Source organism: Labrys sp. E2SS-1L, from assembly GCF_057073705.1.
In genome coordinates, this window is record NZ_CP172712.1 from 5,278,321 (window position 1) to 5,298,979 (window position 20,659).

Genomic DNA, 20,659 nt, shown 5'->3' on the forward strand with positions numbered 1-20,659 from the left:
GACACACCTCCTCCCCTATTCAAGGACTTTGACCATGCGCGCAGCCGTCATGTATTCGCCGGGCGACATTCGCCTCGAGGATGTTCCGAAGCCAGTTGCCGCAACGGGTGAGGTGCTGCTGCGGGTTGCCGCGGTGGGCGTATGCGGCTCGGACCTTCCCCGCATGCTGACCAAGGGCGCCCATCGCATGCCGATCATCTGCGGCCATGAATTCTCCGGCCACATCACGGAGATCGGCGCCGGCGTAAGCGGTTTCGAGAAGGGGGAGCTCGTCGGCGTCGCCCCGCTCATCCCCTGCCGGGTCTGCGATCAGTGCGCGACCGGCAATTTCTCGCGCTGCCGCAACTATGACTATTTCGGCAGCCGTCGCGACGGCGCCTATACCGAATTCGTCTCGGTGCCGGTGGGCAATCTGCTCAAGGCCCCAGCCGACGCCGATCCCCGCGCCATCGCCATGACCGACCCGGCTTCGATCGCCCTCCACGCCGTCTGGAAGGCCCCGCCCACCGTTGGCCAGCGCGGCGGCGTCATCGGCTGCGGCCCGATCGGGCTGTTCGCGATACAGTGGATGAAGCTGATGGGCTGCACGGAAGTCGTCGCCGTCGACGTCTCCGAGCAGAAGCTCGAACAGGCGCGCGAGGCCGGTGCGACCCACACCCAGTTGATCACCGATCCGTTGCCATCAGGGTTGAATTGCGACCTCATCGTCGAGGCTGCCGGCCATCCCTCCTCGATCAACTTTGCCGCCAAGCTGGCCGGCCCAGGCGGCCATGTCGTGTTCATCGGCATTCCCGTCGGCGAGGTCGCGCTGGAGAACCAGACCTTCCAGCACTTCCTGCGCCAGGAAGTGTCGCTGCACGGGGCCTGGAACTCCTTCGGCGCCCCCTTCCCTGGCAAGCAATGGACCGTGTCCCTCGACGCCCTCGCCACCGGCAAGCTCAAATGGGAGTTCATGATCACCCATGAGCTCACGCTCGAGGAACTACCCGGCATGTTCGAGAGCTTCAAGCGCAAGAACGAGTTCTTCTCCAAGGTGATGTTCAGGCCGTAGACTGGGTCCCTTCTCCCTTGCGGCGGAAGGTCCCGGCAGGGGGATGAGGGGAGATGCGCTACCTTGCAAGGCATCCTCTTCCACCCCTCATCCGGCGCTACGCGCCACCTTCTCCCGCAAGGGGAGAAGGGAGTTGCGCTCTATCTTGGAGAACCTCATGCCACGTCTTCTCGGCTTGGATTTCGGCACCGGCGGCATCAGGGTCGGCGTGTTCGACCTCGACAGCCGCACGATGCTCGGTGAGCGGGAGGTCCAGTACCCCACCCGCCACCCCCATCCGGGCTGGGCGGAACAATCGCCGACCGACTGGTGGGAGGCACTCGGCCAGGCCAGCCGCGGCCTGATGCGCGACCTCGGCTCGCCCGTCATCGACGGCGTTTGCGCCGCGACCACCGCTTCGACCGTGGTGGCCTGCAAGCGGGACGGCACGCCGCTCCGCCCCTCCCTCCTGTGGATGGATTGCCGGGCCGCCGAGGAAGCGGCCCGGACGACCCGCTCGAAGCACCCCGTGCTGGCCTATGCCGGCGGCAGCGATGCGGCCGAATGGCTGGTGCCCAAGGCGATGTGGCTCGCGCGGCACGAGCCAGACGTCTATGCCGAGGCCGAGATCGTCTGCGAGTGCCTCGACTACATCAATTTCAAGCTGACGGGGCTGTGGGTCGGCTCGCGCATGAACGCGACCTGCAAGTGGAACTACGATTCCGTCAGCCGCCGCTTCCCCGACGAGCTCTATGCCGAGTTCGGCATTGCCGATCTCGCCACGAAACTGCCAAACGATATCAAGGCGGTGGGCGCGCCGATCGCCCCCGTCAGTGCCGCCGCGGCCGAGCATCTCGGCCTCGTCAACCGGCCCATCCTCGCCCAGGGCGGCATCGACGCCCATACCGGCATCGCGGGCGCCGGCACCCTGAAACCGGGCGAGCATCTGCTGATCGGGGGCACCTCGATCGTCCATCTCTTCCAGCTCGCGGCCGAGGCCCCGGTCACCGGCTTCTGGGGTCCCTATCCCCATGCCCTGGTCGATGACTACTGGCTGGTGGAAGCCGGCCAGGTTTCGGCCGGTTCGGTGATGTCCTGGTATGCGCGCGACATGTTCGGGCTCGACCAGCAGGAGCGCGCTGCTCTGGTACAGGAAGCGAGCGCCCTGCCGGTCGGCGGCACCGGCCTGCTGACGCTCGATTATTTCATGGGCAATCGCACGCCTTATCGCGATCCCCTGCTGCGCGGCGCGGTGCTCGGCCTCGCCCTCAGCCATACTCGCGCGGATCTCTATCGCTCCGCCGTCGAAGCGGTGGCGCTGGGTTCGGCCAACGTGTTCCGCCGTATCCAGGACCTCGGCATTCCCTGCAACCGCATCGTCTCTTCGGGCGGCTATGCCAAGAATCCGCTGTGGTTGCGGGCCACCGTCGATGCCATGGGCATGCCCGTCGAACTCCTCGGCCAGACCAATCTCACCCTCGTCGGCACCGCCGCCTCAGCCGCCACCGGCGCCGGCCTGTTCGACGACCTCTTTGCCGCGGCGGACGCGGTGGCCCAGCCGGTCACGCTGGTCGAGCCCGACCTCGCTGCCCATGCCCGCTATGGTGAATTGCTGCAGGATTATCTTGAAGCCACCGAGCTTCTTGCGCCACTCTCGCGCAGGCTGGCATCAAGACAGCTTGAGGGACCGCGTTGATGAGTGTCGGCAATCTCGACCAAGACGTCCAGTTCAGGACGATGTCCGGCGAGCAGCGCGAACTCCTGATGATCCAGGTCGCCAAGCGCTATTACGAGCTCGACATGACCATGGGCGACCTTGCCAAGGAGCTCAACCTCACGCGCTGGCAGGCCAGCCGCCTGCTGACCGAGGCACGCGAGGCCGGCATCGTGCGCATCGAGATCGTGCCGCGGGCGCCGCGCTCGCCCGATATCGAGTCGAGGCTCCAGCGCCGCTGGAACCTGAAGGAGGCCGTCGTCGTCCCCAACAATGGCGAGGAGGACGAGGGGCTCCTGCTCGATGCCGTGGCGCAGGCCGCCGCACGCATGCTCGCCGGCCTCGGCAAGGTGCCGCTGATCGGCGTGTCCTGGGGCCGCACCATGAGCGCGGTGGCCCATCGCCTGCCGCCCTTCTGGAACGAAGGCGTGGAAGTCGTGCTGCTCAACGGTGCCATGAATATCCGTTCGCCCTCCGTGCGTACCAACAACACGGCCGAGCTCTTCGCCCGTTCGGCCAATGGCACGGCGACCTTGCTGCCGGTGCCGGCCATTCTCGGCCATGCCGCCACCCGCATCGCCCTGGAGCAGGACCCCACCATCGCCAGCGTCTTGGAGCTTGCCCGCCAGGCCCCGGTGATCTGCTTCGGCATGGGCACGATCAGCCCCGATTCCGTCCTGGTGCAATCGGGCTTCGTCACCGAGGCGGAGACCGCCGCTCTGAAGGCCAAGGGTGCCGTCGGCGACATTCTCAGCCGCTATATCGACGCTCATGGCAATATCGTCGATGCGGACATCGATGCCCGAACCATCGGTCTGGACCTGCGTTATTGCCGGGAACGCAAATTCTCGATCGGCGTCGCTGCCGGCAAGTCCAAACAGCCTGTAACCCTTGCCTGCCTCCGGGCCGGCTATGTCAATGTGCTCGTCACCGACGAAGAGACGGCACGCTTCCTCCTGGATGAAAGCCACCATGGATAAGACCGAAAAAGGCACGCCGGCTGCCTCCAAAAAGCCCGCCCAGGTCTCCTCGGGTCAAACAGTCCCTGCCCTCAGCGTGGTGCCTGTCAGCTCCGCCCTCACCGTGTCAGGCCAGGGCGCCCATGCCCGCAATCCCGGCACCGCCCTCAAGCCGGAATGGTTCGACGCGATCGAGGTCAATCTCAGCGCCACCGAACGCCGGGCCGCGACCCTCGGCGGGCGCCGCACGGTGAAGAAGGAATATCAGGCTGCCTGGCTGGTGAAGGCGGTACAGTGCATCGACCTCACCACACTGGCTGGCGACGATACGCCCGGACGCGTGCATCGCCTCGCGCTGAAGGCGCGCCGCCCCATCCGCGAGGACATCGTGGCCGCTCTCGGCCTCGCCGACACCCCGCCCACGGTGGGCGCCGTCTGCGTCTACCCCACCATGGTCGGCCCCGCCGTCAAGGCGCTCGCCGGCTCCGGCATTCCCGTCGCCTCGGTGGCGACCGGCTTTCCCGCCGGCCTCACCCCGCTGCCCCAGCGCCTCGCCGAGATCCGCTATGCCGTCGACCAGGGTGCCGGAGAGATCGACATCGTCATCAACCGCGCCCAGGTACTGACGCAGGACTGGAACGCCCTCTATGACGAGATCCGCGCCATGCGCGAGGCCTGCGGCGAAGCCCATCTCAAGGCCATTCTCGCCACCGGCGACCTCAAGACGCTGCGCAACGTCTACAAGGCCTCGATGGTCGCCATGATGGCGGGCTCCGATTTCATCAAGACCTCCACCGGCAAGGAGGACGTCAACGCCACCCTGCCCGTCAGCCTCACCATGCTCCGCGCCCTGCGCGATTATGGCGAGTTCACCGGCGAGGCGGTCGGCTTCAAGCCGGCGGGCGGCCTGAGGACCGCCAAGGACGCCCTCGCCTGGCTGGCCCTGATGAAGGAAGAGCTCGGCCGCCCCTGGCTGGAACCCAATCTCTTCCGCATCGGAGCCTCTTCGATGCTCGCCGACATCGAGCGCCAGCTCGAACACTTCGTGACCGGGCGCTATTCGGCGCTGACCCACCACGCTTTGGCCTGATTTTTTCACCCTCCCCTGGAGGGGGAGGGTCGGTCCGCAGGGCCGGGGTGGGGTGACTTCCTTACCCCTCGCCTGCCGGCACCAAATGATCAGTGTCGTACCAGTTTCACCCCACCCCGACGCTTCGCGTCGACCCTCCCCCTCCAGGGGAGGGTGATACAGCCCTCGCCGGCTGGAGGAACACACCGATGCCCACCGTAAAGGAAATTCTGCAAACCATGGACTATGGTCCTGCGCCCGAAGCCGACAATCACGTCACGGCCTGGCTGGCGAGCCATGAGAAGGGCTTCAAGCACTTCATCGGCGGAGCCTTCGTCGCCTCCAAGGGCAAGGACACCTTCGAGGTCGTCAATCCCGCCCGCGATACGCTGCTCGCCAAGGTCGCCGCCGGCACGGCCGAGGACGTCGATGCCGCCGTCAAGGCTGCACGCAAGGCGTTTCCCGCCTGGTCCGCCCTGCCGGGCCACGAGCGCGCCCGCTATCTCTATGCCATCGCCCGCCACATCCAGAAGCGCGAGCGCTTCCTCTCGGTGCTGGAGACGCTGGACAACGGCAAGCCGATCCGCGAGAGCCGCGACATCGACATTCCCCTGGTCGCCCGGCATTTCTACCACCATGCCGGCTGGGCCGAGCTGGTCGAGACCGAATTCGCCGGCTACGGCCCGGTCGGCGTCTGCGGGCAGATCATTCCCTGGAACTTCCCGCTGCTGATGCTGGCCTGGAAGATCGCGCCGGCGCTCGCGGCCGGCAACACGGTGGTGCTCAAGCCCGCCGAGTTCACCCCGCTGACGGCGCTGGCCTTCGCCGAGATCTGCCGCGAAGCCGGCCTGCCGGATGGCGTGGTCAACATCGTCACCGGCGACGGCGCCACGGGTGCAGCCCTCGTCGCCCATCCCGACGTCGACAAGATCGCCTTCACCGGCTCCACCGAAGTCGGTCGCCTGATCCGCCAGGCCACGGCGGGCTCCGGCAAGAAGCTTTCGCTCGAGCTCGGCGGCAAGTCGCCCTTCATCGTCTATGAGGATGCCGATCTCGACGGCGCCGTGGAAGGCGTGGTCGATGCCATCTGGTTCAACCAGGGCCAGGTCTGCTGCGCCGGCTCGCGCCTGCTGATCCAGGAAGGCATCGCCGAGCGTTTCCTCGGCAAGCTGCGCCGCCGCATGGAGACGCTGCGCGTCGGCGATCCCCTCGACAAATCCGTCGACATGGGCGCCATCGTCGCGCCGGTGCAACTCCAGCGCATCCAGGACCTCGTCAGGAAGGGAGAGCAGGAGGGCGGCACCCTTTGGCAGGCCGATTGCGCCCTGCCGGCCAAGGGCAGCTTCTTCCCGCCCTCGATCTTCGTCGATGTGGAGCCCTCCTCCACGGTCTCGGAGGTCGAGATCTTCGGCCCGGTCGCCGTAGCGATGACCTTCCGCACGCCCGACGAGGCGATCCAGCTCGCCAACCACACCCGCTATGGCCTCGCCGCCTCGATCTGGTCGGAGAACATCAACCGCGCCCTCGACACCGCCGCCCGCATGAAGGCCGGCGTGGTCTGGGTCAACTCCACCAATCTGTTCGACGCCGCCGCCGGCTTCGGCGGCTATCGCGAGAGCGGCTTCGGCCGCGAGGGCGGCCGCGAAGGCCTCTACGAATATCTCAAGCCCGACTGGGAGAAATCCCTGCCGGCGGCCGAGGACAACAAGGCCGCTACGCTTGGCGTCACGCCGGCCGACGCGCCTGCCAGCACCGGCCTGCCCAGCATCGACCGCACCGCCAAATTGTTCGTCGGCGGCAAGCAGGCCCGCCCGGATTCCGGCTACAGCTACACGGTCAAAAGCACGGCCGGCGCCACGCTCGGCCAGGCGGGCCTGGGTAATCGCAAGGACATCCGCAACGCGGTCGAAGCAGCGACCAAGGCAGGCGGCTGGGGCGCCGCCACGGCGCATAACCGTGCCCAGGTGCTCTATTACATCGCCGAGAACCTGTCGGCCCGTGCGGCCGAGTTCGAGCAGCGCCTGGTGAGCTATGGCCACAGCGCCAAGGCAGCCAAGGCGGAAGTCGAGAAGGCGATCCGGCGCATCTTCTACTACGCCGCCCAGGCCGACAAATATGACGGCCGCGTGCATGCCACCCGCTCGCGCAACGTGACGCTGGCGATGAACGAGCCCTTCGGCGTGGTCGGCATCCTCTGCCCGGACGAGGCGCCGCTGCTCGGCTTCGTCTCGCTGGTGCTGCCGGCGATCGCCATGGGCAACCGCGTCGTCGCGGTACCCTCGCCGGCCTTCCCGCTGGCGGCGACCGACTTCTACCAGATCCTGGAAACCTCGGACGTGCCGGCCGGCGTCGTCAACATCGTCACCGGCGCGCGCGACGAACTCGCCAAGACCCTGGCCGAGCACGACGACGTCGACGCCCTCTGGTATCACGGCTCCAGAAGCGGCGCCGCGGCCGCCGAGAAGGCCTCCGCCGGCAACCTCAAGGCGACCTGGACCAACCAGGGCCGGGCCATCGACTGGCTGAAGGATGCGCAGGCCCAGGGCGCCGACTATCTGCGCCATGCCACCCAGGTGAAGAACATCTGGGTGCCCTACGGCGAATAGGGTCGGCACCATTACAAGCAACCCCGCTTGTAATGGCACGTCCCATCAAAGTCGCGCAGCCCCTCACCTCTATCCTCTCCCCGTAAGAACGGGGCGAGGGGGCGCAGGCGTCGCGATTCATCCTCGGGCCGTTCATCTCGCCCGGGGGTTGAGCGAGATGAGACGTTTTCAGTATAAAATGTACCGTCAAGGTCCCCTCGCCCCGTTCTCACGGGGAGAGGATAGAGGTGAGGGGCTGCGCGACCTCGGCGACAGGGAGTGATCCATTCCCCATTGGCTTTTCCGGAGAACGCCCGAGCACTCTTATGGCCGACCGGTGGCGACCTCGCCCGGCTGCTTGGGCTTGTAGGCGCCCTTGGTGATCACCTCCTCGCCGACCTCGACCAGGTGATGCCCGACGGTGCGCAGCAAATGCAGGGCGACGGTGATGTCGCTTTCGACGATGTCGAGGAATTCGCGCGTGCCGATGCGCAGGCCGGTCAGGTCGGCCGTCGCGATCATCGACACCATGCGCGTCTGGCCGAGGATGACGGCAAGATCACCGATCAGCCGCCCGGGCAGGATGGTATCGATCAATTCCTCCTCGCCCAGCGAATTGAGCCAGCGCAGTTCGGCGCTGCCGGAGGCGACGACATAGGCGCCATCGGGCACCTCGCCGGTGCGGAAGACATAGTCGCCGGCTTTCGTCGACATCCAGCGCGAGGCATAGGCGAGCAGCTCGATCTGGCTTCGCTTGAGGCCGCGGAAGCTCTCCACCGCCGAGAGCACCTCGACCTTGGCCTGCAGGTCGCCCGAGATCGAGGCGTGATAGGCCGGCGCCGGCGGGCGGCTGGCCCCGTTGATCAAACGACCGTCGCGGATGGTGACAACCAGGTCGAAGTCTTCGCTCTGGGTGATCTGGGGCTCCAGTACGATGATGGTGCTGTCAGGCAGCAGGGCACGCAGCCTGAGCCAGATGGCACGACGGTCCGCCTCCGAAGCGCTCGCCATGGCATGATCGAGCAGGACGAGATCGGGCCGGCGGATCAGGGCCCGGCCGAGGCCGATGCGCTCGCGCACCGCCGGCGAGAGGTTGGTGCCGGCGATCGCGGTACGCACCTCTCCCACCAGCAGGCGCAGGGCGCCGGCGAGGCCCTGCGCCTCCACCACTTCCATCAGCACGTGGTGGATCTGCCGGCGGGTCGCCTCCGACGGCGCCACCGACAGGCCGAACACCAAGTTTTCCAGTACGGTCAGGTCATAATTATAGGCATCGGCCTGGATCGGCGAAAAAGTTCCGCCTGCCAGCTCCCTCAGGCGCGCACCATGGCGGGCACGTGCGGCCACGATGGCGGCCGCAAGTTCGGCGGGAAAATCGGTGCCGAGATCACTCGGCGCGATGTTGAAGAGCAATGACAGCAGCGTGGCACGCTCGGCGGCGCTCATGCCGGCGACGTCGTGGGCCTGCTCCTTGGAGGCGACCGACCGCAAGCGCTCGAACAGCTCGGGGCCGATTGTGGTGAAGCGGCGCAGCAGCGGATGGCGAGGCCCGACTTCGCCAAAGGCCCTGACCAGCGTCGAGGCAAGGTCGATCGAGAAGGCCAGGAGCTGTTCGGCAATGTCGAGCCCGGCGATCTCGGCCAGGAGGCGTTCACCCGGATGGCTCGATTCGGTCTCACCGTGATGGTGGACGGCATAGAGCAGGTTCTCGCCGATGGTCAGGCCTGGATTGATGGCGCCGGGATCGAACCGGTCGATCTGCCCGGCCAATCCATCAGTCTCCAGGCGTCGCGCCACCCGTTCCCTGAGGGCGAGGACGCGGCCGGCGAGATCGTCATGCTGGCCCGGAACCAGATAGCCGTCGAGAGCGCGATCGAGCAGCATTTCCGAGCGACCGATCACCTCGATGACAGCGAGCCACCAGGCGTCGACCTCGCTTTCGTCCTTGAAACCGACGAGCCCGCCATCGTTCCAGGCAATGTCGAGCCGATCGGGGCTGTTGGCGGTCTCCACGGCTTCGGCCACAGCCTTGGCCTCCTCGCCCGACGGTTCACCCGACGGCACGGGTTCCAAATAGAGGGGCATCCTGGTGTTCTGGGCGATGGTGCCGCGGAAAAGGTAGGGCGTGCTGGTGGCGACGCCGATACGCGCCGCCAGAACGGTCGGGCTGACGCCGACGAGATCGAGGCCGGATATGGTCACCTGCCCGGTGCTCGGCGCCGAGGCGCCCGAGAAGAGGTCGCACAAGGCCCGGCGCACCAGCATGTCCGCACTCTGAATGGCGACGAGCGCCCCGCCGGGAATGGTGAGATCGACCTGATCGAGCAGAGGCACGCCGCCAAGGCCCGGCACGGTGACGTCGCGCAGATGAATGGTGCCGTTCAGGCGCGGCACATCGGCATCGGCCACCGCCGGGGCCGGAACCGCCGGCACTTCGAATTGCTCCAGGAGGGCGTCATAACGCGAGGATGCTTCCTGGGCCTGGTTCCAATAGGTCAGCAATTCGCGCCAGGGATCGGCGATGTCGCGGGAGGCGGCAAGCGCCGCGATCAGGGCGCCGACGCTGAGCTGGCCATGGATGACCAGATAGCCGCCGATCAGGAAGAACAGGAAGGGGGTGAGCTGCGTGATCGAGTTGTTGACGAATTTGATCAGGAATTTGCGCTCGAAAATGCGCAGCCGGATCGTATAGAGCTCGCCCAGCTGCCGGCTGAACTCGGCGAGGCGATAGCGCAAACCGCCATTCTGCCGGAGATCGGCGACACCGGCGACGCTTTCCCCGATGCGTTCCGACAGGGCTCGTACCCGGCTGACGCGCTGATGATGCAGCCTGTTCACATAGCGCTGCATGCGCGGGATCAGATAGGCCTGCACCGGAATGAGGCCGATGCCGGCAACGCCGAGCCAGACATTCTGGAGAAAGAGGAAGGCGACGATGGTCAAGATCTGGCCTGCCTGGAACACCGGCTGGGCGAAGGCATCGCCCATCACGCCGCTCAAGGGCTCGGCCTCGGCGGTGACCATCGAGACGACCTCGCCCTGCGAGACGGTGTCGAAGCGTTGCAGGGGAAAGCGCAGCACCTGGGCGATCAGCTTGTAGCGCAGCCGCCGGATCAGCCTCTCGCCGATGACACCCCGGTAGATGCCGAGCTGCATCTTGATGACGCCATTGGCCAAAGTGCAGACCAGAAAGGCCAGGCAGAGCACCATGAGAAGCGTGGTCTGGTCGAGATGCAGGCCCAGGTGGTTGAGCGGCGTGACATGCCCCTGAAGCGCGCCGTTCAGGATATATTTCGGCAATTCCAGCGACAGATAGAGCACCGGAAAGGAAGCCACGGTCGCAGCCAGTAATAAAAGCTGATGTCGCCTGCTGTACCGCCAGACGAACGAAAACAGCCCGGATCTGTCCGGATCGCCATTGCTGGACAAAAGCCGCCTCCCGCCCGTTGCGAGATCCCCACATCCTCATGTGTGACTGCAACCCACAATAGCAAGCCACCGGCAGGCGAAAACCGCTCCCTTGCCTATATCGGCGCACGAGAAAGGCCTTTTTTTCTTGGCCTTCACCACATGTGCAGCGATGTCGTGCCCTGCGTCGTACCGTGCCAGGAGGCCGTCTCGATATTGAAGACGAGCGCACTGACGACCTGCCTGGCGACGTTCTGGTGGAAGGCCACGACGCTTTCGGCCTTGAGGAAGAAGGACTGCGTCAGCAGGCGGCGGCCCGATCGGGCATCGGACAAGGTCACGACGACATTGAGATGCGGCTCGCCGGCCACGACCTGGCCCTCGACCAGATAGTCGACACCGGCGACCGTCTTGGGTGACGGTTTGCGCCGTGCCGGCGGCTGCACCACGATCACGCGCGAATTGGCGATCGCGCCCCTGATTTCCTGCACGATGGTCTCGAAGGCAGGCTTCATCCCACCATCCACGCCACGCAGGCTGAACGGCATCACCGCGACCTTGGGCTCCGCCGCGCCGGCATCGAGATCGATGTCATCGGTGCCCTGCTCCGGTGCCTCCGGCGCATCAGCGAAGCCTTCGGGCGGCATGTAGATGTAGCCCCGCCCCGGCACGGTGTGGATGATACGGTGCTGCTCGTCTCCGACGCTCTGGCGCGCATCGCGAATGCAGCGCAGCAGGGCCCCTTCGGTAACCACGGCATGCGGCCAGACCGCGGCGAACAATTCGTCCTTGCGGACGACCCTTCCGGCATTGCGAGCAAGATAACTCAGCAATTTGAAGGTTTTGGAGCGCACCGGCACGCGCGCGCCGGCCTTGCGCAATGTACCTCGGCTGAGATCCAGAACGGATTCGCCGAGCCTGTAAGTCAGCTCCTGATCCATGTCTCTACTCTCTCGGCAGTGGGGGTTGGGCGAGGTTTGTCCCCGCTCCGTCTGTGGTGCCGCCGAAAAAGTGCAGGAGGATTTGCAGGAAGCCTCCGGCTGTCTCAGCCGCAGCTCCAGTTTCGCCATTCCTGCCAGGGAAACATCATCAAAACAGATGAGGCGCAGCCGGATTTCTTGCGTCACGGTGCTCATCGAAAGCAAAGTGTCTATCAACATGACTGCACACGGGAGCGCTTCCCCTCACCCTAACCATCTCCCCGCAAGAAGCGGGGCGAGGGAGGCGCAAACGTCACGAATGATCGTCGGAGATTTCATCTCGCCCAACCGCTGGGCGAGATGAGACACTTTCGGCCTGAAATACAAGGCTGAAGTCCCCTCGCCCCGTCCTTACGGGGAGAGGGTTAGGGTGAGGGGCAACGCAACCGGAAAGATGAGGTGAGGAAGCACCTATCAACCCCGCCGGGATCACGCCATGCGAGGCAGTGGCGCCAGTCCGGCCAGCAGGGCGACCACCTCGGCCTGGCGGCTGCAACCGGTCTTCTCCAGGACGCCGCGCACCTGGGTGCGCACCGTATTCGGCGTCACGCCGCTATGCTGGGCGATGTGCTCCACGCTGTCGCCTGTCGCGAGGCTGCGCGCGACCCGGGCCTCCGCCGGCGTAAGGTCGAAAAGGGACTGCACCAGCTCAACCGGCGGTGCCTGCGGCGCGGTCACCGGCGTCAGGATCAGGGCCGCCGCGCTGCTCACGAAAATGTCGCGCGCGCTCAGGCGGATCGGCACGATATGGGCGACCATCGCCTCGGGCTCCCCCCGCACCGGGAAGGACCGCACGCTCGCGCCATGCGGCTGGTCGATGGTGACGATGGCGTCACGCAGGAGCTTGTCGGCCGCCCGATCGACGAAGGAGACGCCGTCGAAGGCGCGCCAATGCACGAAAGCGCCGAGATCCTCGATCAGGCTGTTGGCGGCCAGCACCTTGCCCATCCGGTCGAGCACCAGCGCCGGCAGGCCGAGAGCGGCCAGGGTCTGGCTGGCGGCGCGGGCCCGCTCGAGCTGCAGGCGTGCGGTCATCAGGGCGCTGCGGGCCAGATGAGGGCGCAATATGTCGAAACGATCGACCAGGGCCCGTTCGGCCGGCCCCTGGGCGAGCCAGCGCGTGAACAGGAGCAGCAGCATTTCCCGGGTTGGCAGCTCCACCGTGGTCACGATCATCGAGCCGATGCCCGAGGGGCGCCAGAAATCACGATAGAGCGGCTCCTGCTCGAGCTCGATCTCGGTCATGATGTCCCGCTCGGTGATGAAACCGGCCCGCGAGGATGCCAACACCCGGCTCAGCCCATGGCCGCGCTGGGCGAAGCCGCCGGCCAGAGCGGCCTTGGCCCTCTCCCGGGCGTCGGGCGAGGCCGTGAGCATGGTGGCGTCCTTGCCGAAGACATAGAGGCTGCCGCCTGCCCCCGCCGTCATGCGCGAAAGCGTGTCCAGCGTGTCCGGCCATTGTTCCGGCACGAAGGCACATTCGTAGATCCGATCGACCAGTTGCTGATCCATGACGGCTTCCTCTCGAAAGCAACGCCTGCATTATTCCAGATCACGCCGTCAATTCACCAAGAAAATATCGATTTCTCTCCCTCAATCCGCAAGTTTCAACTCGAAAAACACCTGATCACGTAGGACTATACCATCGATCATGATGCCGTCGGGGTAACCCGTTTCCGGCCGGAAGGCATCTGGCACGATTCGGGTCATGCGAAAGCCCCGGCGCTGGTAGAAGCGCAGATTGCCGATATCGGCCGTCGCCGTCGAGACGACCAGCGACAGAGCGCTCTGATCCCGGGCAAACGCGATGGCCGCTTCGACCAGTTCGCACCCGATCCCCGTGCCGCGGTGCTCGGCCAGCACCGCCAGGCTCTTGAGCTCGAGCACGTCTGGCTCATCGGTGGCGACGATCTGGGCGTGGCCGATGATGATGCCTTCCCGGCGGGCCACCAGCACATCGCCCAGCCCGATATAGGAGGCGATCTGAACCGGTGAATCATCGGCGAGGGCGAACAGCGCCAGCAGGGCGTCGCGCGGGCCGTCATATCGTTCTATCGGCATCGGCACATCCGCGGGCAGAGAACCGGTATCATCGCGCGGGCTCGCGCAGCCAGTCGGGCACCTCACCGAAGCCCTCGACCAGGTGGTCGACGATGGCCCGCAGCTTGCGCGGCATCGGCTTGACCGGCGGCCAGACCGCGGCGATCGGCAAAGGCTGCGGCGGGTTGCCGGGCAGCAGGGCGACGAGGCGACCATCGGCCAGGGCCTCATGGGCAATGAACATCGGCAGCAGGGCCAGCCCAAGGCCGGCAATCGCCATGTCGCGCATCACCTCGCCATTGTTGGCGGCAATGCGGCCGCGCATCGGCACGCCGACGACACCGCCCGAGCCATCGGCCAATTGCCAGACCTGCGTCGCCTGCAGGTTGCGATAGCCGATAGCGGCATGATTGGGCAGGTCGGCGAGATCCTTCGGCGCCCCCCGGCGCTCCAGATAGTCGGGGCTGGCACAGACGACGCGCGGATCGTCGCAGAGTTTGCGGGCGATCAGGCCGGAATCCGACATCTGGCCGATGCGCACGGCAAGGTCGAAGCCGCCGCGCACCAAATCGACGAAGCGATCCTCATAGTCGACCACCAGTTCCAGATCGGGGTGCCGCAGGGCGAAGGCAGCCAGCAAGGGGCTGAGATGGCGGATGCCGAAGCTCATCGGCGCCGAGATGGCGAGCGAACCGCGCAGGCCCGCCATGCCCCAGGCCACGCTCTCGACGGCGTTGGTCATCTCAGCGAGGGCCGGCCTTAGCCGTACCGCCAGTTCGCCCGCCGTCTCGTTGGGCAGGATGCGCCCGGCATGGCGCTGGAACAACGGCGCGCCCAGGGCCAGCTCGAGATCGGCGATGCGCTTGCTGACCACCGATTTCGACAGGTTCGCCCGCGCCGCCGCGCCGGACACGGTGCCGGTCTCCATCACATCCAGGAAGGTCTTGATCTCGTCGATGGTCCATTTCATGGCGAGCGTCTCGGTCGGTGCACCCCAGGTACTCTGCCTACCCCGTGAGCGCTCTCATTCCAAGCCTTGCCGTTCGAAATCTTCGAACGCGGCGTGTGCAAGGATCGCGCTACCCGGCCCGACCGTTCGCGCCGATATTCCGGGCAACGCAACACGAAGGAGACTGCCATGCAGCTCACCGGCATTCATCATCTCACCGCGATCACCGCGAACGCACCCGGCAACAAGCGCTTCTACACCGACACGCTTGGCCTGAGGCTGGTCAAGAAAACCGTCAACCAGGACGACACCAGCGCCTATCATCTCTTCTATGCCGACGGCGAGGCCACGCCCGGCAGCGACCTCACCTTCTTCGACTGGCCGGTGGCACCCGAACGCCGCGGCACCCATTCGATCAGCCGCACGGGCCTGCGCGTCTCCGGCGAGGATAGCCTGAATTATTGGGCGGCCCGCCTGAAGGATCTGGGCGTAACCGCCGGCGACGTCGGCCTGATCGACGGTCGCGCCAGCCTTGAATTCGAGGATCCGGAGGGCCAGCGTTTCCGGCTGGTGGACGATGGCGGCAACGGCGCCCTGCACCCCTGGAGCCGCAGCCCCGTACCGACTGAACACCAGATCAGGGGCCTTGGCCCGATCACCATCTCGGTGCCGAAGAAGGAGCCCACGGATGCCGTCCTCACCCGCGTGCTCAACATGAAGGAGGAGCGCGACTATGCTTCGCCCGACGGCGAGGGCCGAGTGCATGTCTACCGCATGGGCGAAGGCGGTGCCGCTGCCGAGTTGCATGTCGCCGTGCAGCCGGGGCTCGGCACTGCCCGCCAGGGCGCCGGCGCCGTGCATCACGTCGCCTTCCGCACCCCGGACGTCGCGGGAATCCATGCCTGGACCGAACGGCTCGGCCAGTTCGGCATTCCGAGCTCGGGCGAAGTGGAACGCTACTACTTCCGCTCGCTCTACTTCCGCGAGCCCGGCGGCAATCTCTTCGAGATCGCCACCGATGGCCCCGGTTTCGCCGTCGACGAGCCGCTGGAGAGCCTGGGCGAGCGCCTGTCGCTGCCGCCTTTCCTCGAAGGCCGCCGCGCCGCCATCGAAGCCGGTCTGCAGCCCCTGTAGTATCGGCCACAAACATCGTCCAACCAACGCAAGGCCAGCGCCGGGTATCCCCCGGCGCTGTTTTTGTTGGAGGCAAGCCTTGAAACCGCACCGCGGCGAAAGCGCACAATCGTTCAAGATCGCAACCGCGGCAGGCTCCATAAGTCGCATCATTCGAGAACGGAGCAAGGCACCATGGAAACCACGCCCAAAGCGATCAACTTCGCAGAGAAGATCTCAAAGATCGGCGATCTCTGGCAGCCCCGCGTCATCGCCGAGATGAACGACTATCAGTTCAAGCTGGTGCGCATCGAGGGGGATTTCATCTGGCACGACCATCCTGAAACGGATGAGACCTTCATCGTCCTCAGCGGCCGCCTGCGCATCGATTTCCGCCATGGTGCGGTCGTCATCGATCCCGGCGAGATGGCCGTGGTGCCCAAGGGCCTGGAGCACAAGCCCTATGCGGAAAGCGAGGTCCATCTCCTGCTGATCGAACCGCGCGGCACCCTCAACACCGGCCATGAAGGTGGCGAGCGTACGGCCCGGAACGACGTCTGGGCCTGAGGCGGCACCGGGCGCTCTTCCTCAACTCTCGATCACGAGGTCAAGCAACTCGCCATCGAGCGAAAACTTGGCTGCGAACAATTCATTGTCGTTGCGGGCCGGCAGGATCGCATAGTCGAGGGTCAGTGCCGCGCCGCCGCTTTTCTCGGGCGAAAGTGAAAAACATCCACGCTTGAGAACGAGAGCCGCGGCAAAGGCCTGCGGCGAGACGGCACTCGGATCCGTTGCATCGGGAAAGATCTGATCGAGAGCCCGGCGCAGGGTCGGGGTACCATAGGTGAAACGCTCCTCCAGCCATTCCATGCGCATTGCCTCGGGAAAGCCCGACCGTACGCCGGCATCCAGCCCATCCAATTTCTCGACCAAGGATACGAACGGATCCAGATGCTCCGGCTCGAAGGCAGCCATGGTTTTCTTGGTCATGAAGAGATCGAACGGAATCTTGCGCCCCGCAACGGTCGACGTTGTCAGTCGCGAAAAATCCGACAGCTTGCGTCGCCCGAAATAGGGATGGCGATATCCCGCCTCCCATCGAGACGGTGCGATTGAATCCGGCAGGTCGCGCATCGCCTGTTCGACCTGGTACTCGATCCCCGAGAAATTTCCGGTGGCATCGAAAAGAGCGGCGAAAACCGGCGGCCACCAGGTAACGCCGGCAAACTCCCAGGCTGCTTGGTCAAGCGCGCGATATTGCAGGGCGAAGGGCCGCTGATCATAGGGATAAGGCGTGAGTGAGGATGGAAGCAACTCGTCGTCACCGCCCATCATGGCACAGACGAGTTCGAACGCTCCTGCCGTGAGTGGCCAGGAGCGAAAATGTTGGCGAACGCGCCGGTCATTCTCTTCCAGATTGCGGCAGAAGGCTTCGAAGGCCGGCAGGCGTGGCAGGAGCGCCTCGTAGTGCTCACGCGTCGGATGGCACACATACCCCGCCCGATAGACGACGTCGGAGCGATTATCAGGCGGATGGAAGATGAGATCCCACCCATCCGCCGTGACCTGTCCGAAATAGGCGTGCGTGGCGATTGTCTCGGGAGACTGCATGACGACCTCGAGGTTCGACCCTCGCAGGGTGCCGCAACTGCACTCGGGAGGCAATGAGGCCAGATCCGATCATCCCGGCTTGAGCCGTTCCGTTTAGATCTTTCGCCAAGGAGAAAAGCCGTAGAGCTACGCCGTCGCCGGCGGATCCTCGCCCGGCGCCAGCGTCATCACGTCGGCCCAGTCAGGGTGCTTGCGGTATTGCGCCCGCACATAGGGGCAAAGCGGCAGGATGCGGAAGCCGTTACGGCGCGCGTCCTCCACCATATAGGCCACCAGAGCGGCGGCAGCGCCGGTGCCGCGCATCGTCTCGGGGGCACCGGTATGATCGGCACTGATCAAGCCGGCTCCGTGCCTGGTGAAGACGATCTCGGCCTCCCCTTCCACACCGTCGATGCGCGCGACATAACGCCCACGCGGTTCGGCCAGTTCGTCGCGACGAATGTCGATGTCAGCCATTGCGGCCTCCCTCAGTGATTTCGAACCATTGACGTGCCGCCGACCGGTCGGCGGATGACAATTCATGGCCGGCGTCGATGCTGCGGGCGGTGACGTCGGCGCCCTGGTCCCGCAGCCAGGCCTCAAGCCGGGGCGCTTCCTGCGCGAAGGGGTCCCGTGCCCCGGTCAACATCAGGGCCGATGTCCCGGCAAGATCGGCCTGCGGCAAGGCCTCGAGCACCGGCATCGCCCGCAGCAGAATGGCGCGCGTGATGATGCCGGGATGCAGCCCCATTACGGCGGCGATGAAATTGGCGCCGTTGGAATAGCCCAGAAAGGTCAGGCGGCCGGCGTCGAGGCCATAGCCTGCCACGGCCCCCTCGATGAAAGCCGCGAAGGCCTTCGCCTCGAAGGCGATGTCGGCCTGATCGAACTTCGTCATTCCCATGCGCCGGAACCAGCGCAGCACGCCTTCCTCATGGCTACGCCCACGCACGCCCAGCAAGGTCGCATGGGGCGCGATCTGTCGGGCGAGCGGCATCAGATCGGCCTCGTTCCCGCCGGTTCCGTGCAACAGGACCAATGTGCTGCCGTCGGGCTGGTCCGGCGTATGGAACCGATGCACGAACGGCAGATCCCGGTGCGGCAGGCGCGGCTCTCCGGGCAGGGAGAACTGCGGCAGCATGGCCTTCAGCTCCTCCGCCCGCCCGGCATCGCCGGGCGGTACGAACAGGCGCTCGCCGAGACGGTCGGCTGCCTCGTCGATGGCAAAACCCGGACCATCCGTCGCCACTTCGATCAAGGTGCCGCCTGGCTCCCGTACATAGAGCGAGGTGAAGTAGTTGCGATCATGGAAATTGGTTGGCGACGAATTGAGACGCGACAGCGCAGCCTCGTGCTTGCGCACCTCAGCCACATCCACCGCGCGAAAGGCGACATGATCGGCCGTGCCGGTACCGGGAACACCCGGCACATAGCCCGAGGCATCGCGGACATCGACGGCATCCGTATCCGACAGCAGGCGCTGGACACTGCCCTCGCGCGGCCCGGGCCGGTAGCCGAAACGCGCGATGAAGGCCGCCGTTTCCTCCGGCTGGTCCGTCAGCAGGGTCACCGCACGCAAGCGCCGCGGCGCGGTCGCTTCGTTGCCCCAGGACGCGGCTGATGGCAGGTCGGCACCGACCAGCTTGACGATGACGCCGTCGGGATCCTTGAGCCGCAGTACGGATTCGCCGAATTCCTGCGACGGCCCCGTCATCGGCACGCCATGGCTGAGGGCCCGCGTCATCCAGTCGCCGATGCTGGCCGACGGCACCGCAAAGGCGATCTCGGAAACCTGGCCATTGCCGACACGGCCGGGGGCACCGTCCTCCCAGACGAGGAAGGTGACGATGGAGCCGGGCGAGCCGAGACGATCGCCATAGAAGAGATGGAGTTGCTGGGCATCTTCGTAGCCGCCCGTACGCTTGACCAGGCGCAGGCCGAGGAAGCCGACATAGAAATCGACATTCGCCTGCACGTTGCGCGTCATCAAGGTGACGTGGTGGATCCCGCTCGCGGCCATTGCCGTCATATTGCTACCCGTCTCTCTCCTGTCGATGTTTTCCAAACTCGCATGATCGTCTGCGTTCGTCCAAGTCACTGACATCGAAATCGGCGTTCTCGATTGTCGAACGGCAAAAGGGTTTTGAGCGACCAGTTCCCGACCTATGCTGAGCCATGGGCCGCCTGAGCAAAGTTTGAGATCTTGCGGCCGACAACGTCCGAAGCACCAAGTGGACTGGAGGATCGAATGAGCTGGAACCCCGCCCTGACACCCGGCTGCCCCGACGCGATCGGCATCGACGCGATCGAAACCTTGATCGTTCCGCGTTCGCGCGATCTCGGCGGCTTCGAAGTTCGCCGCGCCCTGCCCGCCCCCAAGCGCCAGATGGTCGGCCCCTTCATCTTCTTCGACCAGGCGGGGCCTGCCGAATTCCTGACCGGCCAGGGCGTCGACGTCCGCCCGCATCCCCATATCGGCCTGGGTACCGTCACCTATCTCTATCGCGGCGATTTCCACCATCGCGACAGCCTGGGCACCGACCAGGTCATCCACCCCGGCGCCCTGAACTGGATGGTGGCCGGGCGCGGGGTCACCCATTCGGAACGGACCTCGGCGCAAGCCCGCCGCGGTCCCAACAGCCTGTTCGGCATCCAGACCTGGGTCGCCCTGCCGGAAACCCACGAGGACATGGCGCCGATGTTCGAGCATCACGGCAAGGAGGCCCTGCCGGTGATCGAAAGTGACGGCGTCAGCGTGAAGCTTATCCTCGGCAATGCCTATGGCGAGAAGGCGCCGGCGACGATGTTCTCGGAGACCTTCTACGGCGACGTCGTCCTCTCTCCCGGCGCAAGACTGCCCATGCCGGATAATCATGAGGATCGCGGCCTCTACATCACGCAAGGCTCCGTCTCCATTGCCGGCCAGGATTTCGAGGCCGGGCAGATGATGGTCTTCCGCCCCGGCGACGCCATCACGGTTGCGGCCGGCGACCGGGGCGCCCGCCTGATGATCCTGGGCGGCGCCACCCTTGGCGGACCTCGTTATATCTGGTGGAACTTCGTCGCCTCCTCGAAGGAACGCATCGAGGAAGCCAAGGCGCAATGGCAGGCCCAGAACTGGGGCCAGGGCCTGTTCGATCTGCCACCGGACGATCGCGCCGAGCATATTCCTCTGCCCGATTGAGACCGGCAACGGCATTCATTCTCCCGGATAGGCAGTGT

Annotated in this window: 16 protein-coding genes; 8 read left to right on the forward strand and 8 right to left on the reverse strand. The window is 65.7% G+C overall.

Annotated features, from left to right (window positions below):
• Positions 1-34: 34 nt before the first annotated feature.
• From ACIGJE_RS24750 to ACIGJE_RS24770, 5 genes are all read left to right on the forward strand, one after another.
• Entirely contained in the window at positions 35-1,051 is a 1,017-nt protein-coding gene (locus tag ACIGJE_RS24750; RefSeq protein ID WP_415084613.1) for a galactitol-1-phosphate 5-dehydrogenase, read from the forward strand.
• A gap of 157 nt (positions 1,052-1,208) precedes the next feature.
• Complete coding sequence (locus ACIGJE_RS24755; RefSeq protein WP_415084611.1) at positions 1,209-2,726, forward strand: FGGY-family carbohydrate kinase; 1,518 nt, start codon at positions 1,209-1,211, stop codon at positions 2,724-2,726.
• A complete protein-coding gene (locus ACIGJE_RS24760; protein WP_367625414.1) occupies positions 2,726-3,724 on the forward strand; it encodes a sugar-binding transcriptional regulator in 999 nt (332 codons plus the stop codon). The genes ACIGJE_RS24755 and ACIGJE_RS24760 overlap by 1 nt, the downstream gene beginning before the upstream one ends.
• Entirely contained in the window at positions 3,717-4,793 is a 1,077-nt protein-coding gene (gene deoC, locus ACIGJE_RS24765) for a deoxyribose-phosphate aldolase (protein ID WP_415084609.1), read from the forward strand. Before ACIGJE_RS24760 ends, deoC begins: the two co-directional genes overlap by 8 nt.
• Positions 4,794-4,981: 188 nt before the next feature.
• A complete protein-coding gene (locus tag ACIGJE_RS24770) occupies positions 4,982-7,378 on the forward strand; it encodes an aldehyde dehydrogenase family protein (protein WP_415084607.1) in 2,397 nt (798 codons plus the stop codon).
• 303 nt (positions 7,379-7,681) lie between these two features.
• Here the strand turns inward: ACIGJE_RS24770 and ACIGJE_RS24775 are convergent, their stop codons facing one another.
• The 5 genes from ACIGJE_RS24775 to ACIGJE_RS24795 form a co-directional block, all read right to left on the reverse strand.
• Positions 7,682-10,693 (reverse strand): ABC transporter transmembrane domain-containing protein, encoded by a 3,012-nt coding sequence (locus ACIGJE_RS24775; RefSeq protein ID WP_483678941.1) that lies wholly within the window; start codon positions 10,691-10,693, stop codon positions 7,682-7,684.
• Positions 10,694-10,920: 227 nt separating this feature from the next.
• Positions 10,921-11,706: a winged helix-turn-helix domain-containing protein gene (locus ACIGJE_RS24780; protein ID WP_415084603.1), complete on the reverse strand. Its 786-nt coding sequence runs from the start codon at positions 11,704-11,706 to the stop codon at positions 10,921-10,923.
• A gap of 468 nt (positions 11,707-12,174) precedes the next feature.
• Positions 12,175-13,257: a helix-turn-helix transcriptional regulator gene (locus tag ACIGJE_RS24785; protein ID WP_311940111.1), complete on the reverse strand. Its 1,083-nt coding sequence runs from the start codon at positions 13,255-13,257 to the stop codon at positions 12,175-12,177.
• An 81-nt stretch (positions 13,258-13,338) separates the two neighbouring features.
• A complete protein-coding gene (locus tag ACIGJE_RS24790) occupies positions 13,339-13,806 on the reverse strand; it encodes a GNAT family N-acetyltransferase (RefSeq protein ID WP_311940113.1) in 468 nt (155 codons plus the stop codon).
• 28 nt (positions 13,807-13,834) lie between these two features.
• Positions 13,835-14,755 (reverse strand): LysR family transcriptional regulator, encoded by a 921-nt coding sequence (locus ACIGJE_RS24795; protein ID WP_483678942.1) that lies wholly within the window; start codon positions 14,753-14,755, stop codon positions 13,835-13,837.
• A gap of 168 nt (positions 14,756-14,923) precedes the next feature.
• On the opposite strand from ACIGJE_RS24795, the gene ACIGJE_RS24800 reads away from it, so the two are divergent.
• Complete coding sequence (locus tag ACIGJE_RS24800) at positions 14,924-15,868, forward strand: ring-cleaving dioxygenase (RefSeq protein WP_311940116.1); 945 nt, start codon at positions 14,924-14,926, stop codon at positions 15,866-15,868.
• Positions 15,869-16,042: 174 nt separating this feature from the next.
• Positions 16,043-16,414, forward strand: a complete 372-nt coding sequence (locus tag ACIGJE_RS24805; RefSeq protein ID WP_483678943.1) for a cupin domain-containing protein — start codon at positions 16,043-16,045, stop codon at positions 16,412-16,414.
• Positions 16,415-16,435: 21 nt separating this feature from the next.
• Here the strand turns inward: ACIGJE_RS24805 and ACIGJE_RS24810 are convergent, their stop codons facing one another.
• The 3 genes from ACIGJE_RS24810 to ACIGJE_RS24820 all read right to left on the reverse strand — a co-directional run bounded on the left by ACIGJE_RS24810 (position 16,436) and on the right by ACIGJE_RS24820 (position 19,466).
• Positions 16,436-17,458 (reverse strand): hypothetical protein, encoded by a 1,023-nt coding sequence (locus tag ACIGJE_RS24810; RefSeq protein ID WP_483678944.1) that lies wholly within the window; start codon positions 17,456-17,458, stop codon positions 16,436-16,438.
• 126 nt (positions 17,459-17,584) lie between these two features.
• Entirely contained in the window at positions 17,585-17,914 is a 330-nt protein-coding gene (locus tag ACIGJE_RS24815; RefSeq protein WP_394312944.1) for a GNAT family N-acetyltransferase, read from the reverse strand.
• Positions 17,907-19,466: a VOC family protein gene (locus ACIGJE_RS24820; RefSeq protein ID WP_483678945.1), complete on the reverse strand. Its 1,560-nt coding sequence runs from the start codon at positions 19,464-19,466 to the stop codon at positions 17,907-17,909. Before ACIGJE_RS24820 ends, ACIGJE_RS24815 begins: the two co-directional genes overlap by 8 nt.
• Positions 19,467-19,685: 219 nt before the next feature.
• On the opposite strand from ACIGJE_RS24820, the gene ACIGJE_RS24825 reads away from it, so the two are divergent.
• Positions 19,686-20,621, forward strand: a complete 936-nt coding sequence (locus tag ACIGJE_RS24825) for a pirin family protein (protein WP_483678946.1) — start codon at positions 19,686-19,688, stop codon at positions 20,619-20,621.
• The last annotated feature ends 38 nt before the right edge of the window (positions 20,622-20,659 follow it).

Excerpts from the sequence above, each read along its gene's own strand:
- ACIGJE_RS24805 (WP_483678943.1), top strand. The coding sequence starts at position 16,043 with ATGGAAACCACGCCCAAAGCGATCAACTTCGCAGAGAAGATCTCAAAG.
- ACIGJE_RS24770 (WP_415084607.1), top strand. The coding sequence starts at position 4,982 with ATGCCCACCGTAAAGGAAATTCTGCAAACCATGGACTATGGTCCTGCG.
- deoC (WP_415084609.1), top strand. The coding sequence starts at position 3,717 with ATGGATAAGACCGAAAAAGGCACGCCGGCTGCCTCCAAAAAGCCCGCC.
- ACIGJE_RS24820 (WP_483678945.1), bottom strand. The coding sequence starts at position 19,466 with ATGACGGCAATGGCCGCGAGCGGGATCCACCACGTCACCTTGATGACG.
- ACIGJE_RS24750 (WP_415084613.1), top strand. The coding sequence starts at position 35 with ATGCGCGCAGCCGTCATGTATTCGCCGGGCGACATTCGCCTCGAGGAT.
- ACIGJE_RS24790 (WP_311940113.1), bottom strand. The coding sequence starts at position 13,806 with ATGCCGATAGAACGATATGACGGCCCGCGCGACGCCCTGCTGGCGCTG.
- ACIGJE_RS24800 (WP_311940116.1), top strand. The coding sequence starts at position 14,924 with ATGCAGCTCACCGGCATTCATCATCTCACCGCGATCACCGCGAACGCA.
- ACIGJE_RS24755 (WP_415084611.1), top strand. The coding sequence starts at position 1,209 with ATGCCACGTCTTCTCGGCTTGGATTTCGGCACCGGCGGCATCAGGGTC.
- ACIGJE_RS24780 (WP_415084603.1), bottom strand. The coding sequence starts at position 11,706 with ATGGATCAGGAGCTGACTTACAGGCTCGGCGAATCCGTTCTGGATCTC.
- ACIGJE_RS24760 (WP_367625414.1), top strand. The coding sequence starts at position 2,726 with ATGAGTGTCGGCAATCTCGACCAAGACGTCCAGTTCAGGACGATGTCC.
- ACIGJE_RS24815 (WP_394312944.1), bottom strand. The coding sequence starts at position 17,914 with ATGGCTGACATCGACATTCGTCGCGACGAACTGGCCGAACCGCGTGGG.
- ACIGJE_RS24825 (WP_483678946.1), top strand. The coding sequence starts at position 19,686 with ATGAGCTGGAACCCCGCCCTGACACCCGGCTGCCCCGACGCGATCGGC.
- ACIGJE_RS24785 (WP_311940111.1), bottom strand. The coding sequence starts at position 13,257 with ATGGATCAGCAACTGGTCGATCGGATCTACGAATGTGCCTTCGTGCCG.
- ACIGJE_RS24795 (WP_483678942.1), bottom strand. The coding sequence starts at position 14,755 with ATGAAATGGACCATCGACGAGATCAAGACCTTCCTGGATGTGATGGAG.
- ACIGJE_RS24810 (WP_483678944.1), bottom strand. The coding sequence starts at position 17,458 with ATGCAGTCTCCCGAGACAATCGCCACGCACGCCTATTTCGGACAGGTC.